Below are 14,352 nucleotides of genomic sequence, written 5' to 3' on the forward strand. Positions count from 1 at the left end.
CGGCCTGAGCGACGATGTAGTCGTTCTCCTCGGATGCCGTGAGGTAGTCGATCTCGTCGGTGACTTTGCCGTCGACCACACGGCGGTACGGCGTCTCGATGAAGCCGAACGCGTTGATGCGGGCGAAGGAGGCGAGCGAGCCGATCAGACCGATGTTCGGGCCTTCCGGCGTCTCGATCGGGCACATGCGGCCGTAGTGCGACGGGTGGACGTCGCGGACCTCGACGCCGGCGCGCTCACGCGACAGACCGCCGGGACCCAGCGCCGAGAGGCGGCGCTTGTGGGTCAGACCCGCGAGCGGGTTGTTCTGGTCCATGAACTGCGACAGCTGCGACGTGCCGAAGAACTCCTTGATCGCCGCCACGACGGGACGGACGTTGATCAGGGTCTGCGGCGTGATCGCCTCGATGTCCTGCGTGGTCATGCGCTCGCGGACGACGCGCTCCATGCGCGACAGACCGGTGCGGACCTGGTTCTGGATGAGCTCGCCGACGGCGCGGATGCGACGGTTGCCGAAGTTGTCGATGTCGTCGACGTCCAGGCGGATCTCCGCGGGCTGGCCTGCTCGCACGCCCGGGATGGTCGCGTCGCCGTTGTGCAGGGCGACCAGGTACTTGATCGTGGCGACGATGTCGTCGACGGTGAGCACCGAGTCGCTCAGCGGCTTGTCGAGGCCGAGCTTCTGGTTGATCTTGTACCGGCCGACCTTCGCGAGGTCGTAGCGCTTCGGGTTGAAGTAGAAGTTGTCCAGCAGCGCGCGGGCGGCCTCGGCGGCGACCTGCTCGCCCGGACGGAGCTTGCGGTAGATGTCGCGGAGCGCGTCCTCCTTGGTGAGGATCGTGTCCTTGCTCAGCGTGTCGGCGATCGACTCGTAGCCGGCGAACTCCGCGAGGATGTCCTCGCTGGACAGACCGAGCGCCTTCAGGAACACGGTGACGGACTGCTTGCGCTTGCGGTCGATGCGCACGCCGACCTGGTCGCGCTTGTCGATCTCGAACTCGAGCCAGGCGCCGCGGCTGGGGATGACACGGGCCGAGACGATGTCCTTGTCGCTGGTCTTGTCGGGCGTCTTGTCGAAGTAGACACCGGGGCTACGCACCAGCTGCGAGACGACGACGCGCTCGGTGCCGTTGATGATGAACGTGCCCTTGCCGGTCTGCAGGGGGAAGTCGCCCATGAAGACCGTCTGCGTCTTGATCTCACCCGTGAGGTGGTTCATGAACTCGGCCTCGACGTACAGCGGGGCGGCGTAGGTCTTGCCGCGCTCCTTGCACTCCTCGATCGAGTACTTCTCCGGCTCGAGGTAGGGGTTCGTGAAGCTCAGCTGCATCGTCTCGCCGAGGTCCTCGATGGGCGAGATCTCCTCGAAGATCTCCTCGAGGCCGCTGGTCTCGGGCACATCGGTGCGACCGGCGGCCTTCGCCTCTGCGACACGGGCCTTCCAGGCGTCGTTGCCGACGAGCCAGTCGAAGGACTCCGTCTGCAGCGCGAGAAGGTCGGGGACCGTCAGCGTGTCGGAGATCTTGGCGAACGACAGGCGCGAAGCGCCGCGGCCGTTCTTGGGGGTGGTGGTGGAATTGGTTGCGTTGCGCGCAGCAGCCAAGGGGATTACCTCCATGAGCCCGGGCAGGGGCTGGTTTCCTTGTCGTCAGGTGGAGTGCTCCGTTCCACTCCTGCGCGAGCGCCCCCATGATCCGGGGCACATTGTCAACGCAGGCACAAGCCGACCACCATATGAGGGCATGGGGGAAGGGAGCGCAACTACCCACTATAGTCCGCACGACGCGCCATGTCCAGTCGATTCTTGACGAGCTTCCCCGGCTGCGGTATAAACGCGCGGACGTGCTCTTAGGAAGGACCGGACGACGCCGCGCCGACGCGGCGGAAGCGCAGGCGCGTGCCCGGCCGCGCCTGACCGAGGAGATCGCGATCGGCATCCGTGACCACGGCGACGACCGGGTAGCCGCCGGTGACCGGGCCGTCCGGGCCGAGGATGACGGGATGTCCGTCCGGCGGCACCTGGATCGCACCGGGCAGCATGCCCTCGCTCGCCAGCTCCGAGACATCGGCGCGCTCCAGCGCCGGGCCCTCCAGGCGGATGCCCACCCGGTCGGCCTGCGTGGACACCGTCCAGACCTCCGCGAACAACGGCTCCACCGTGGCGAACCGGTCGGCGCGCGGGCCCGGCGCCACCGCGATCTCGAGCTCCGAGGCGGGTGGCCCCCACGGGCGCACATCGACGGCGGGCACGGGTGCGACGACGTCGCTCCCCACACCGAGCACATCCCCGGCTGCCAACGGCGCCGGGCCGAGCCCCGCGAGGGTGTCCGTCGCCCTCGAGCCGAGAAGTGAGCGCGCGGCCACGCCGCCGCGGATCGCGAGGTAGGCGCGCACACCGTGCGTGAAGGTGTCGATCTCCAGCTCCGCGCCCGCCGGCCAGGGGTGGGCGACGTAGGGGTCGAGCGGCCGGCCGTCGAGACGCATCGTCCCCCACGCACCCGCGAGGGCGAACCAGAGCTCCTCCGCGGATGCCGCGGCATCCCGCACCGCACGGAACCCGCCCATCGTGATCTCGACGCCGGCCGCGGTGGCCGCGGTGCCGACGAGCCGGTTGGCGACCCGCAGCGCCGCCCGGTCGGCCGCCCCGGACAGCGCGACGCCGTCGGCGAGCACGCCGCGCCGGCCCTGGTCCTGTACCGTCGCCGCAGGCCCCGGCGCGCGCACCACGATGCCGTCGCGGGCGCGCGACGACGGCGACACGGCGTGAGGGGCGGCACCGGCCGGGATGTCGACGGCGACCGGGCGCCCCGCCGCCGACGGCGCCGTCGGAACGAAGCGCACATGGTCGCCGGGCCGAAGGAGCGCGGGGGATGCGGCATCGGGGTCGACCAGCACCGCGGGTGTCGTGCCGATCAGCTGCCAACCGCCGGGCGTCGAGCGCGGATACGCCCCCGAGAAACGCCCCGCGAGCGCGACGGCGCCGGCCGGCACCCGTGGCCGCGGACGCGCCCTCCGCGGCACGTCGAAAGGCCACTCGGCGCTCACGAGGTAGCCGAAACCGGGCGCGAACCCCGTGAAGGCGACCGTCCAGTCGGCCGCCGCGTGGCGCGCGGTCAGCTGCGCGACGCCGATGCCGAGCTCGGCGGCGAGCGCATGGAGGTCCTCGCCGTCGTAGACGACGGGGACCTCGACGGTGCGAGCCGGCGGGAGTGCGCCCTGCGCGACGGCCGTGCGGGCCGAGAGTACCCACGTCCGCGCCGACGCGAGCGGCATCACCGTCGGGTCGATGACGACGAGCACCGTCTGCGCCGCCGGCACGAGATCGACGATCCCGGGCCGCCGCGTCGCCACGAGTCGGGCGTGCAGCGCGAGAACCGCCTCGAGGTCGTCCACCTCCGCGAGCAGCGCGCGCTCGCCGAAGGGCCGCACCCGGATGCCGCCGCCGATCACCGCGTCGCCGTGCGTCACCATGGCGCGGCGACGTCGACACCCGCGGCATCCAGCGCCGCGCGCACGGCACGGGCCATGGCGACGGCGCCCGGTGAGTCGCCGTGGACGCAGAGTGATGCCGCACCGGTGGCGACGAGGCTGCCGTCGACGGCTTCGACGACCCCGTCGCGCGCCAGTCGCAGCGCGCGTGCAGCCACCTCGTCGGGGTCGTGCAGGAGCGCCCCGGGGTCGCTCCGCGGCACGAGCCCACCGTCGGGCAGGTAGCCGCGATCGAGGAACGCCTCGCGCACGAACGGGACACCGGCCCGCGAGGCCTCGTCGGCGATGACGCCGTCCAGACCCAGGATCGGAACGGCACGGCCGAGCGCCGCGGCCAGCGCCGCCACGGCATCCACCACCGCGCGGGCGTGCGCGGGGTCGGCGCGGACGGCGTGATAGAGCGCCCCGTGGGGCTTGACGTAGCGGATGTCGGCGCCGACGGCGGCGAGGGTGCCGAGCTGGTCGTCCAGGCTCCGGCGGAGATCGGCTGCGCTCATCGCGAGGGGCGTCCGTCCGAAGCCGGCGCGATCGGGGTAGGAAGGGTGCGCTCCGATCGCGACGCCGGTGCGGGCGGCGCGCTCGACCGCGGCGTGCATCGAGGCCATGTCGCCGGCGTGGCCCCCGCACGCGATCGACGCGCTCGAGATCAGCGCGAACATGGCGTCGTCGTCCGCCGTGGGCAGCCCGCCGACCGTCTCGCCGAGATCGGCGTTGAGATCGATGACCGCCACGATCCGAGCGTACCGGCGGCCGGCCTCCGTCGGTGGGGCTCGGCCGGTCACCCTGCGGTCACCTGACTGCGGCGTGCACAACTCCGCCTCACACGCGCCGACCGCGGCCCCCACACCCGGCAACGCCGATTCAGGCGGAGTTACGCACGCCACGAGCCGGGTGCGGGCGCGCGAGTACCGTGGGAGGCATGGCTCGCGCGCACGTGGAGGACGACGAACCGCAGGCGCGCCTGTCGGACGGCACGATCGCACGGGTCGTGCCGAGCCGCTACGCGGGCGGCTTCGAACTGGATGTCGACGGCACGCCCCAGTCGCACGTCGATCTCGACGACCCGGCGCACCTGCACTTCGAGTACGTGGCGCGGATGGGCGCGGTCATCGACCAGCTCCGGATGCCGGGGCAGCCGCTCACCGCGATCCACCTCGGCGCAGGGGCGCTGACGCTTCCCCGCTACGTCGAGCACACGCGCCCCGGCTCGCGACAGCAGGTGATCGAGCTCGAACAGCCCCTCGTCGATCTCGTGCGCGCTCGCCTGCCGCTGCCGCGCGGCGCGCAGGTGCGGGTGCGCATCGGCGACGCCCGCGACGTCGCCGGTCGCCTTCCCGCGGGGCTGCAGGGCGCCGCCGACCTCGTGGTCTCCGACGTGTTCGCCGGGGCACAGACCCCCGCCCACCTCACCACCGTCGAGTACTTCCGCATCCTCGCCGGGCTCCTCGCTCCCGACGGCGTGCTCCTCGTCAACGTCGCCGACGGGGCGGGACTCGCCTTCGCCCGCCGCGAGGTGGCCACGGTCCGGGAGGTGCTGCCCGAGGTCATCGTGCTCGCGGAGGTGCAGACCCTGAAGGGGCGCCGCTTCGGCAACCTCGTCATCGCGGCATCCCCCTCTCCCCTGCCGGTCGCGTGGCTGCCGCGACTCATGGCCGCGGGCCCGCACCCGGCGAAGGTCGCACAGGGCGCAGAGCTCGACGAGTTCGTGCGCGGCGCCCGCGTGGCGACGGATGCCGACGCGACGGCCTCGCCGAAGCCCGCGGCATCCGTGTTCGAACGCTGAGAATCGGCACCGGCGGCGTGTACAGGCCGCCCCTCCGACGGCCGCGGGTCACACTGGAGGGGTGCGCCTCACCCGGGCGCGTTCGCACGACGAAGGGGGCCTGCCCGTGAGCTACATCAAGGGATACGACCCGCAGACGCTGCGCGAGATCGTGGACCCGCGCGAGTGCCAGGAGCGCCTCGACGAGCTGGGCGACCAGCGCAGCCTTCCGGCTCTGCTCGAGCGGGTGTGGCTGCTGAAGGTGCTCGGCCGGTGGGACGAGTCCCTCGTCGTGTCGGAGCAATCGGTGCGGGTGGCGCGGATGGGCGGGACCCGCAAGGATCTCCTGCGCGCACGGATCCTGCACGCGAGCGTGCTGCAGGTGCGGGGAGCCTACGCCGCGGCGCATCAGGAGCTCACCACGTGCGCCGAAGAGGCCGAAGGCCAGGGCTGGGCCGCCCTGGCGGCGTTCGCTTTCCAGCATCGCGGCAAGGTGAGCTACGACGCGGAGGAGTTCGCCGACGCCCGCGCCGACTTCAAGCGCGCGCTGTTCCTGCGCCAGCAGGCGGGTGCCCCCGAGGAGCAGCTCGAATCGACGCTGCTGGCGATCGAAGCCGCCGACCGTCGTCGCAGCACGGCCGTCGCGAGCTGAGTGTCGGACATCCCTTCTAGCGTGTGCGCATGACCGATCTGGACGTCGTCCGGCGCGAGGCCGAGGCTCTCATCCGCACGCATCTCGACGCGTCGTGGACGTTCGCGTTCGACAACGCGAAGCGGCGCGCGGGGGCCTGCGACTACACGCGCCAGCGCATCACCGTCTCGCGGTATCTCGCCGCCCGCTACGACGACGAGACCAACCGGCAGACGCTGTTGCACGAGGTCGCGCACGCGCTCGCCGGTCCGCGAGCCGGGCACGGCAGCGCGTGGAAGCGCACGGCGCGCCTGCTGGGCTACACCGGCGGCACGACCCACCACGGCGAGACGGCCACCGAGCTGGCGTCCTGGGTCGGCATCTGCCCCCGCGGCCACATCGCCTATCGCCATCGCCGCGCCACCCGACCGACCTCGTGCGCGCGCTGCTCGGCATCCTTCGACGACCGCTACCTCTTCGTCTGGACGAGACGCGAGATCTCGCCGGCCACACGTCGGGCGGCGATGACGCCGCGGGAGAGCGTGGGCGCGTCGCTCTGAGCCCGGCTCGTGCGTGCAGCGAGAACCCTCAGGCGTACGGCACGAAGACGCCGTCGCGCAGCACCGGCGCCGACGACACGGTATCGACCTGGGCGGCGGCGAGCACGTCGTCGCGAAGGCCCCGGTCGATGAGCTCCTGCCCCGAACCGCTGGCGGTGAGCAGGTGCCGCAGCGCGGGACGAAGGCCTCGGAACGCTTCGCCGGCGGCCGCGGCTTCGGGAGAGGTGTGGTCGATGCCGAGCGCTCCGAGGGCGTCGACGATCGCGCCGGCGCCGAGAAGGTCTTCCACCGCGACGCGGAGAGCGGCGCCGGGCTCACGGGATGAGAGCTCACCGGCGGCGATGACGAGGATGCTCGTCCTCGCGGCGCGGCGCTGCTGCTCGGCCATGACGGCGGCGGCCACCGCACGTGCGCTGACGAGCGCCCCCAGAAACACCACCGTTGCGCCGTCGGCGGCACGGGCTGCGACGGCCGCGCCGTTCAGCGACAAGGCGTGGGCGTCGGCATCCAGGGCGACGGTGTCGCCCGCCGCGATACGCCGCGCGACCGTACTCGAGAATCGGAGCACGTCGACGACGACCACGATGTCGGATGCCGCAGCGCGCTCGAGCCCCGACACTCCCCATTCCATGCGCACCTGATAGCGGGACTGATCGAACAGGGAGGACATGTCTCCAGGCTACGGGCAGGCGGATGCGAGACTGGGCACATGCGGATCATGCTGAAGCTCGTCCTCGACTGCGATGCGGATGCCGCGTGGCGAGCGCTGCACTCGCCGCGGGCGGTGGCCGATCTGTACGGCCCCTTCGTGCAACTGGTGCCGATGGCGGCAGAGGGGCTGCCGTCGCGGTTGGAGACGGGCGCCGACGTTCCCGTTCGCATGAGCGTCGCCGGGCGGATCACGCTCGGACAGCAGCTGATCCACGTGAGTGAGCGTCACGTGGACGATGCGAACGGTCCCGTCCGCATCTTCCGCGACAGCGGCATCCCGCTCACCGGCCCTCTCGCGGCCCTCGATGTCTGGGACCACCAGATGGCCGTCTCCCCCGCACCGGGCGATCCGTCGCGAACCCTTTGGCGCGACCGACTCGTCATCGGCGGTGCGGCGGCGGCCGCGCTCTGGCCCGTGCTGTGGGCGACGTGGCAGTGGCGCGGCGCGCGGCTGAAGGCGCTGGCGCCGACCTGGGCGTACGACCCCGACACCGTGCAGAGCGTCCCCGTCGACGCGTCGACGCGCTGACCGCCACCCTTCGGAAAAGCCGGCCGCTCCCGATGCGCCCGGAGACTCATTCGGCGAGGGCCTCCACGGCACTCACCCGTGTCGCCAGCCGCGTCGGTACGACCGTCGCGACGGCAGTCAGCAGTGCCGTCGCCGCCACGACGATGAGCACCGGCATCCACGGCACGGCGGGAGCCACGATCGTCGGCGACGAGAACGACGGTGGCAGCGCGACCGACCCGAGCAGCGACTGCGCCGCCACCCAGCCGTAGGCGACGCCGAGCACCAGACCGAACGCGAGTGCCGTGACCGTCACGTGCACGGCCTCCACCAGCACCACGGTGCGCACCTGCGCCGACGACAACCCCAGCGCACGCAGCAGACCGAGCTCGCGTCGGCGCTGAACGACGCCGATCGTCAGAAGATTGACGAGCCCGACGGCGGCGATCACCGCGGATACCGCCACGAGAGCCATCATGATCGCCGCAAAGGTGTCGAGCACGCGGCTCAGCTCAGCAGGCGGAATGCCGTCGGCGGCCGCGGTCAGCAGGGACTTCACCGACGCGCTCGCGACCGCGAACATCACGACGAGCGTCACCCCCATCACGACGCCGATGGCCATCCGGCTGGCCCGCTCGGGGTAGCGCAGCGCATTCTCGGCCGCCAAGCGCGCGGGCGCCGACCGCCCGAAGGCACGGCCGCTGAGACGCAGCAGCGGCGGCATGACGAGCACGGCGCCCAGCGCGAGAGCGGTGAAGGACAGCACGCCCCCGAAGAAGGCGACGATGACGCCCAGCGGCGATGCGGTCCCGACGACCACGCCGGTGGCGAGCAGGGCTGCGCCGATGGCCCCGAGGGCGGCCGCGACCGCCGTACGCCCGCGCGAACGGGTCTCGTCGCGCGTGCGCGGTGTGGCTCCCCCGAGCGCCTGCAGCGGCGTCACGGCCAGCACGCGGCGCGACCCGCTCCAGGCGCCGGCCCAGGTGGTGATCGCCACGACGGCGGCGGGGACCAGCAGCACCGGCTGCAGCACGGCGTAGCCGACGGTGACGTGCAGCACGGCATCGGCGGCGCGGACGAGCACGGCAGCGACGGCGGCTCCCACGACGAGTCCCGTGGTGGCTCCGATGACGCCGACGCCCCAGCCCTGACGGCCGACGGCGCGGCGCTGCGCCCGCGCTGACGCACCGATCAGCCGCATCAGGGCGATCTGACGGGTGCGACCGGCGACGATGGTCGCGAAGGTGTTGGCCGTCACGATCGCAGCGACGTACACGGCGACGCCGACCAGCAGGACGCTCAGGATGCCGAGGACGATCGCGACCGTCTCACTGTCGCCCAGGTACGGGTCGCTGCGCGCCCAGGTCGCGATGTAGCCGGTGGCGGTCAGCAGCAGCACGCCGAACGCGGAGGAGATGGCGGCGACGAGAATGCTCGCCCCCATGCCGCGCTCGCGCAGCCACCCGCCTCTGGCCGCGTCACGTCGGGAGGACATCGTCGGCGGCGCCGCGCGATCGGCGACCAGGGCGCTCACGCCCTCACCTCCGCGGCCAGCATGAACGCCGCGACCTGCTCGGCGGTCTGCGCGGGCTTGTCGGCGACGACACGGCCGTCACCGAGGAACAGCACGCGATCGGCATGCGCGGCGGCCACGGGGTCGTGCGTCACCATCGCGATGGACTGTCCGTGATCCCGGCTGGCGGCGGCGAGAAGGGAGAGCACCTCGCGGCTCGAGCGCGAGTCGAGGTTGCCGGTCGGCTCGTCGGCGAAGACGAGGTCGGGCGCCGTCGCGAGGGCGCGGGCGATGGCGACGCGCTGCTGTTGGCCGCCGGACAGCTCGTGCGGCCGGTGCTGCAGGCGTGCCCGCAGCCCCAGGGTGTCGATGAGGGCATCGATGCGAGCCCGTTCCAGCGCCGTCGGGCGCCGTCCGTCGAGGTCGAAGGGCAGCATGATGTTGCCGATCGCGTCGAGGGTCGGCACGAGGTTGAACGCCTGGAAGACGAAGCCGATCCGACGCCGGCGAAGAATCGTCAGCTCGAGGTCGGACAGACCCGTGATCTCGGTGTCGCCGATCCACGCCCGACCGCTGGTGGCGCTGTCCAGCCCGGCCATGATGTGCATGAGCGTCGACTTGCCCGAGCCCGAGGGGCCCATGATGGCGGTGAACTCTCCGCGGCGGATGCCGACGGTGACGCCGTCGAGGGCGCGCACCGCGCTCTCCCCGCCGCCGTAGGTCTTGGTGAGGCTCTGCACGCGAGCGGCGAGCCCGAGTTCGGTCGTGGTGATCTGCATGATCTCGACGCTACGGAAGGCGTCTGCAGCCCCGCGTCGGCCTCGCGTCGCGGAGACGTACATCGCAAGGATGATGCGGCGACGACGCGCTCTCAGGCCAAGCCGTGCTCGAACGCGAAGACGACCAGCTGCACGCGGTCACGGAGTCCGAGCTTTCCCAGCACGCGGCTGATGTGTGTCTTCACCGTGGCCTCGGACAGGAACTCGCGCTGGGCGATCTCGGCGTTGGAGAGGCCGCGGGCGGCGAGGGCGAAGATCTCCCGCTCCCGGTCGGTGAGCTCGGCGAACGCCGGCGGTGCGGCACGCAGAGGGGCCGAGAACTGGGCGAACAGCTCACGCGTGGCCGCGGCGGCGATGACCGCCGAGCCCGACTGCACCGTGCGGATGGCCGCGAGGAGGAACTCCGGATCGGCGTCCTTCAGGAGAAAGCCGCTCGCCCCCTGACGAATGGCTCGCGCGGCCGCCTCGTCGAGATCGAAGGTCGTGAGCATGACGATCCGCGGGGGTGCGCTCGCCAGCGTCGTATCGGACAGCAGCTCCGCGGTCGCAGCGAGGCCGTCCATCACCGGCATCCGGATGTCCATGAGCACGACGTCGGGGCGCGTCTGTCGGACGACCCGCACGCCTTCCGCCCCGTCTCCGGCTTCACCGACGACGGTCAGGTCCGGCTGCGAATCGATGACCATGCGGATGCCGGCGCGAAAGAGGGCCTGGTCGTCGACGAGGACGACACGGATCGGCGCGCTCACCGCGCCGCCTCCGGGACGTGCGACCCCGGCAGCGTCGGCCCGGGCACGCGGGATCCCGGCGTCATCGCTTCGGCGGCGATCGGCAGCGAGGCACTCACCACGAAGTCCCGCCCGCGGGGAGCCGCCTCGAGGTTCCCGCCGACGAGTTGTGCACGCTCACGCATGCCGATGAGCCCGTGCCCGCGCGCCTCGCCGTCTGCGCGGTCGCCGTGCGCGCCGGCAAGCGGCGACGGCGGATCGATGGGATTGCTCACGGTCAGCTCCACTCGTCCAGGGTGCCACGCCAGCCGCACGCTCACCTCGGAGCGTGCGCCGTGGCGCAGCGCATTGGTGAGCGCCTCCTGCAGGATGCGGAAGACGGCGAGCTGCACGGCCGAGGGCACCTCGGCGGCCGGCATCGGGTCGACATCGATGCGCAGTGCGACCCCCGCCGCGCGCACCTGCGCGTAGAGCTGTTCCAGGTCGGCGAGCGTCGGCTGTGGTCCTTCGGCCTGCGTGTGCCGCAGCTGCGTCAGCAGCATCCGGACGTCGGACAGTGCGGCGCGGGCCGTGGCCGAGATGGTGCCGAGCGTCGCTGCGGCGACGGCCGGGTCGGATGCCGCCGCGTAGCGCGCGCCGTCGGCCTGAGCGATCACGACCGCGAGCGAGTGGGCGACGACGTCGTGCATGTCGCGGGCGATGCGGGTGCGCTCGGCCTCGGCGACCGCCGTCGCCTCGGCGAGTTCTTGCGCGCGGCGGTTCTCGCGCGCACGCAGCGTGGTGCGCACCAGCGCGCCGGTCGTCCACGACAGCAGCAGAGCGAACGCGGCGGAGGCGAAGGTGGCGACGCTGGCGAACACGTACGTGCCGATGCCGTTCGGCGTGCCCGCTCCGAGCAGGAGCGGCACCACGACGATGTAGGCGGCGATCGCGAACGCACCGACCAGGGATGAGGCGAGCCCGAACCAGAACGTGCGTCGGGCGCCGTATGCGGCGGTGGTGTAGAGCACACCGAAGATCACGACGTTCGCCGGCAGGGGCGGCAGGCCGCTGGCCATCTGCATGATCGCGGCCACCCAGCAGACCGCGAGCGCCAGCTCCGGCGCGAGGCGGCGGATCGCGCCGGCGGCCGAGAAGACCACGGTGAGAACCAGCGCGACGGCGAGCGCCACGCGCGGCGGCAGCACGCCCGAGCTCACCGAGTCCCAGGGGACGAGGGTGGCCAGCACGGCGAACATCGCGAAGACGCCGGCGGCGACGATGTCGACCGTCAGCTGCGTGCGGGTGAGCGTGCGGAACACGCTTCGACGCTACGCGACGGCGCGTGTCGCGGCATCCATCGCGGGATGTATTGCAGTCGGCGGCGCCCGGCGGCGCTAGGACGCGCCGAGCGGGACGATCGGCCGGTGCTCGTAGAACGTCTGGAGGACGACGGTGGTGCGGGTGCGGACGGAGGCCGCGAGGCGGATGTCGCGCACGAGCTCTTCGAGTGCGCGCGGCGAGGCGACGCGGGCGAAGAGCATGTAGCTGGCGTCGCCGGCGATCGAGTGGCAGGCCTCGATGGCGTCGAGGTGCTCGAGCAGCTCGGGCGCGTTGTCGGGCTGGGCGGGATCGAGCGGGGTGATCTCGATGAACGCGGCCAGGGGGCGTCCGGCCGCATCGGCATCGACGAGGGCGCGGTAGCCGGTGATGACCTCGCGGGACTCGAGGCGCTTGAGCCGCGCCTGCACCGCCGAGACCGACAATCCGACGGCGGCGGACAGGTCAGCCAGGGTCATCCGCCCGTCACGGGAGACCTCGGCAACGATTCGACGGTCGACATCATCTTCCACACATGGAAGAATATCCGATGCGAGCCACTCAGGCCGTAAATATTCCTGCCAAACGATCGGAGGTGCCCACCATGTCCCTTCTCACTCCCGCGAAGTCCGTCATCGGAGAGCCCGAGGTCGTCGAAGACGACCGACCGATCACCCAGCTCGTCGAAGACGACCGACCGATCACCCAGCAGCCGGCCTGGCTGGCCCTGAAGGACGCCGTCTCACGACTGCAGCCGCTGCAAGCACCCGACGGCGCGGTGCCCGACCCCGCTCACCGTGATCATGCGACGTCGCTGGTCGCCGTCGTTGCGAAGGCGATCGAGACTCTCGCGCCCCTGTTCCCGCACGACGCCGATTATCTGTCGGCGTGCGTGATCGACCTGCACCGCTGGGCGGACTCCGGTTTCGGCGCACCCGACTTCCTCGACTCCTTGGTCGCCTTCCAGCCGCAGCGCGATCGGGTCGATGGCCTGCGCCATCTCGTCGTCTTTCCGATGTACACGCAGAACGGCTCCCGCGACCGCCACCTGGAGGCGGTGCTCTGCGAGGTGATCTGGCCGGGGTTCATCGCCGAGCTCGAACAGACCTACACCAACGGCCTGTTCGTCTCCCTCCGCCTGCTGGACTTCACGTCCGGCTACGACACGAACTCGGCGGTGCTGTTCCCGGAGACGGTCGCCATGCGCGAGATCCCGGCGTTCACCTGGGGCGCGATCTTCCAGGACCGTGAAGCGGCGCGTTTCCGACGCGTGGTCGCCGCGGCATCCGAGATCACGAAGCTCGATGTGCCGGAGGGCGTCACGCGCCTGCTCGCCGACCAGCGCGTGACCGAGCAGACCTTCGTGATGTGGGACCTGATCCACGACCGCAGCCACATGCGCGGGGATCTGCCGTTCGACCCGTTCATGATCAAGCAGCGCATGCCGTACTTCTTGTACACGCTGGAGGAACTGCGATGCGATCTGACGGCGTACCGGGAGTGCGTCGGCATCGCCGCGCGGCTGAGCGCGCGCGTCGATGAGGGCGACGATCTGACGGATGCCGAGCGGGAGATGCTCGATCACGCGCGACTCGTCCCGTACGCGGTGCTCTTCGACCGGATCTTCCGATTCGCCATCACCGGGTCGCGGGTGCGCAACTACGACGGTCTCGGCGGGCAGCTGCTCTTCGCCTGGCTGCACCAGCGCGGCGTGCTGCACTGGACCGACACCGCTCTCGCCCTCGACTGGGACGAGGTGCCGGCGGCGGTCATCGCCCTCAGCGATGCGATCGACCGGCTGTACTGGGAGTCGATCGACCGACCGAAGGTCGCGCACTGGCTCGCCGCCTACGAGCTCGTGAGCAGCGTCGTGACCCCTCACCCGGCGTCGCTCTGGGCGCGCGGTCTGCCCGACGACGTGCTGGCCGGAGCCCCGAAGGGCTACACCGACGCCGTGCTGGACGACGAGTTCCCTCTGTCGATGTTCTTCGAGGCGCTCGACAAGAAGATGCAGAGCGTCATCGCCTCGACCACGGGCATCACGGGCCGCGATGGGTGACGGCGTGCGCGGGCGCTCGGTCATGATCGCCGGTGCGACGAGCGCGAGCGGGCACGCCGCCGCACGCGCGCTCGTGGCGGCGGGGGCGAACGTCATCGCGGTGGGGCGACGGGCGGACGCTCTGATCCCCCTCCGAGAACTGGGCGCCCGCACCGCCGTGTGCGACCTCGCCGACGAAGCGGAGGTCGCGCGCTTCGCGGCGACGCTCGCGGCGGACGGCGTCCGCCTCGATGGGCTGCTGCACCTCGTCGGCGGCTGGCGCGGCGGTGGAGGGCTGCGCGGTCAGACCGAGGCCGATTACCGAGATCTCGAG

14 protein-coding genes and 1 pseudogene are annotated in these 14,352 nt (G+C 71.7%); 6 read left to right on the forward strand and 9 right to left on the reverse strand.

Annotation, left to right across the window (positions count from 1 at the left end; all coding sequences use genetic code 11):
* From I5I_RS04080 to I5I_RS04090, 3 genes and pseudogenes are all read right to left on the reverse strand, one after another.
* Window positions 1–1,603 (reverse strand): annotated as a pseudogene (locus I5I_RS04080) (DNA-directed RNA polymerase subunit beta); the annotation flags it as partial.
* Between the two features lie 245 nt (window positions 1,604–1,848).
* Window positions 1,849–3,471, reverse strand: a complete 1,623-nt coding sequence (locus tag I5I_RS04085; protein ID WP_036316716.1) for a 5-oxoprolinase/urea amidolyase family protein — start codon at window positions 3,469–3,471, stop codon at window positions 1,849–1,851.
* The gene (locus I5I_RS04090) at window positions 3,465–4,220 is read right to left on the reverse strand and encodes a 5-oxoprolinase subunit PxpA (protein WP_036316718.1); all 756 of its coding nucleotides are present in this window, start codon (window positions 4,218–4,220) and stop codon (window positions 3,465–3,467) included. The genes I5I_RS04085 and I5I_RS04090 overlap by 7 nt, the downstream gene beginning before the upstream one ends.
* A 188-nt stretch (window positions 4,221–4,408) precedes the next feature.
* Here I5I_RS04090 and I5I_RS04095 point away from each other — a divergent pair, with 188 nt between their 5' ends.
* The 3 genes from I5I_RS04095 to I5I_RS04105 all read left to right on the forward strand — a co-directional run bounded on the left by I5I_RS04095 (window position 4,409) and on the right by I5I_RS04105 (window position 6,442).
* The gene (locus tag I5I_RS04095; RefSeq protein WP_036316720.1) at window positions 4,409–5,272 is read left to right on the forward strand and encodes a spermidine synthase; all 864 of its coding nucleotides are present in this window, start codon (window positions 4,409–4,411) and stop codon (window positions 5,270–5,272) included.
* A gap of 106 nt (window positions 5,273–5,378) precedes the next feature.
* Window positions 5,379–5,903 (forward strand): hypothetical protein, encoded by a 525-nt coding sequence (locus I5I_RS04100; RefSeq protein WP_036316723.1) that lies wholly within the window; start codon window positions 5,379–5,381, stop codon window positions 5,901–5,903.
* 29 nt (window positions 5,904–5,932) lie between these two features.
* Window positions 5,933–6,442, forward strand: coding sequence for a SprT-like domain-containing protein (locus I5I_RS04105; RefSeq protein WP_036316724.1), 510 nt, complete (start codon window positions 5,933–5,935; stop codon window positions 6,440–6,442).
* A 28-nt stretch (window positions 6,443–6,470) separates the two neighbouring features.
* On the opposite strand, the gene I5I_RS04110 is transcribed toward I5I_RS04105, so the two are convergent.
* The gene (locus I5I_RS04110) at window positions 6,471–7,112 is read right to left on the reverse strand and encodes a 2-phosphosulfolactate phosphatase (protein ID WP_036316725.1); all 642 of its coding nucleotides are present in this window, start codon (window positions 7,110–7,112) and stop codon (window positions 6,471–6,473) included.
* Between the two features lie 39 nt (window positions 7,113–7,151).
* On the opposite strand from I5I_RS04110, the gene I5I_RS04115 reads away from it, so the two are divergent.
* On the forward strand, window positions 7,152–7,682 hold the full coding sequence (locus I5I_RS04115; protein ID WP_036316727.1) for a hypothetical protein: 531 nt from the start codon (window positions 7,152–7,154) through the stop codon (window positions 7,680–7,682).
* A gap of 46 nt (window positions 7,683–7,728) precedes the next feature.
* On the opposite strand, the gene I5I_RS04120 is transcribed toward I5I_RS04115, so the two are convergent.
* The 5 genes from I5I_RS04120 to I5I_RS04140 all read right to left on the reverse strand — a co-directional run bounded on the left by I5I_RS04120 (window position 7,729) and on the right by I5I_RS04140 (window position 12,513).
* Window positions 7,729–9,195: an ABC transporter permease gene (locus tag I5I_RS04120; RefSeq protein WP_036316729.1), complete on the reverse strand. Its 1,467-nt coding sequence runs from the start codon at window positions 9,193–9,195 to the stop codon at window positions 7,729–7,731.
* On the reverse strand, window positions 9,192–9,953 hold the full coding sequence (locus I5I_RS04125) for an ABC transporter ATP-binding protein (protein ID WP_036316731.1): 762 nt from the start codon (window positions 9,951–9,953) through the stop codon (window positions 9,192–9,194). The genes I5I_RS04120 and I5I_RS04125 overlap by 4 nt, the downstream gene beginning before the upstream one ends.
* A gap of 92 nt (window positions 9,954–10,045) precedes the next feature.
* Window positions 10,046–10,702: a response regulator gene (locus tag I5I_RS04130; RefSeq protein ID WP_036316733.1), complete on the reverse strand. Its 657-nt coding sequence runs from the start codon at window positions 10,700–10,702 to the stop codon at window positions 10,046–10,048.
* Window positions 10,699–11,982, reverse strand: a complete 1,284-nt coding sequence (locus I5I_RS04135) for a sensor histidine kinase (RefSeq protein WP_036316735.1) — start codon at window positions 11,980–11,982, stop codon at window positions 10,699–10,701. The genes I5I_RS04130 and I5I_RS04135 overlap by 4 nt, the downstream gene beginning before the upstream one ends.
* A 75-nt stretch (window positions 11,983–12,057) precedes the next feature.
* The gene (locus I5I_RS04140) at window positions 12,058–12,513 is read right to left on the reverse strand and encodes an Lrp/AsnC family transcriptional regulator (protein WP_081767941.1); all 456 of its coding nucleotides are present in this window, start codon (window positions 12,511–12,513) and stop codon (window positions 12,058–12,060) included.
* Window positions 12,514–12,584: 71 nt separating this feature from the next.
* On the opposite strand from I5I_RS04140, the gene I5I_RS04145 reads away from it, so the two are divergent.
* Window positions 12,585–14,039 carry a DUF6421 family protein gene (locus I5I_RS04145; RefSeq protein ID WP_036316738.1) on the forward strand — a complete coding sequence of 485 codons (1,455 nt, stop codon included), beginning with the start codon at window positions 12,585–12,587 and terminating at the stop codon, window positions 14,037–14,039.
* The coding region (locus I5I_RS04150) for an SDR family NAD(P)-dependent oxidoreductase (protein WP_036316740.1) at window positions 14,032–14,352 on the forward strand (321 nt) is incomplete at its 3' end. The genes I5I_RS04145 and I5I_RS04150, both read left to right, overlap by 8 nt.

The sequence above is a fragment of the Microbacterium sp. B24 genome (genome assembly GCF_000333415.1).
Classification (GTDB): Bacteria; Actinomycetota; Actinomycetes; order Actinomycetales; family Microbacteriaceae; genus Microbacterium.

Coding starts and splice junctions, on each gene's coding strand:
- I5I_RS04085 (WP_036316716.1), bottom strand. CDS start 3,471: ATGGTGACGCACGGCGACGCGGTGATCGGCGGCGGCATCCGGGTGCGG.
- I5I_RS04095 (WP_036316720.1), top strand. CDS start 4,409: ATGGCTCGCGCGCACGTGGAGGACGACGAACCGCAGGCGCGCCTGTCG.
- I5I_RS04115 (WP_036316727.1), top strand. CDS start 7,152: ATGCGGATCATGCTGAAGCTCGTCCTCGACTGCGATGCGGATGCCGCG.
- I5I_RS04105 (WP_036316724.1), top strand. CDS start 5,933: ATGACCGATCTGGACGTCGTCCGGCGCGAGGCCGAGGCTCTCATCCGC.
- I5I_RS04110 (WP_036316725.1), bottom strand. CDS start 7,112: ATGTCCTCCCTGTTCGATCAGTCCCGCTATCAGGTGCGCATGGAATGG.
- I5I_RS04125 (WP_036316731.1), bottom strand. CDS start 9,953: ATGCAGATCACCACGACCGAACTCGGGCTCGCCGCTCGCGTGCAGAGC.
- I5I_RS04145 (WP_036316738.1), top strand. CDS start 12,585: ATGTCCCTTCTCACTCCCGCGAAGTCCGTCATCGGAGAGCCCGAGGTC.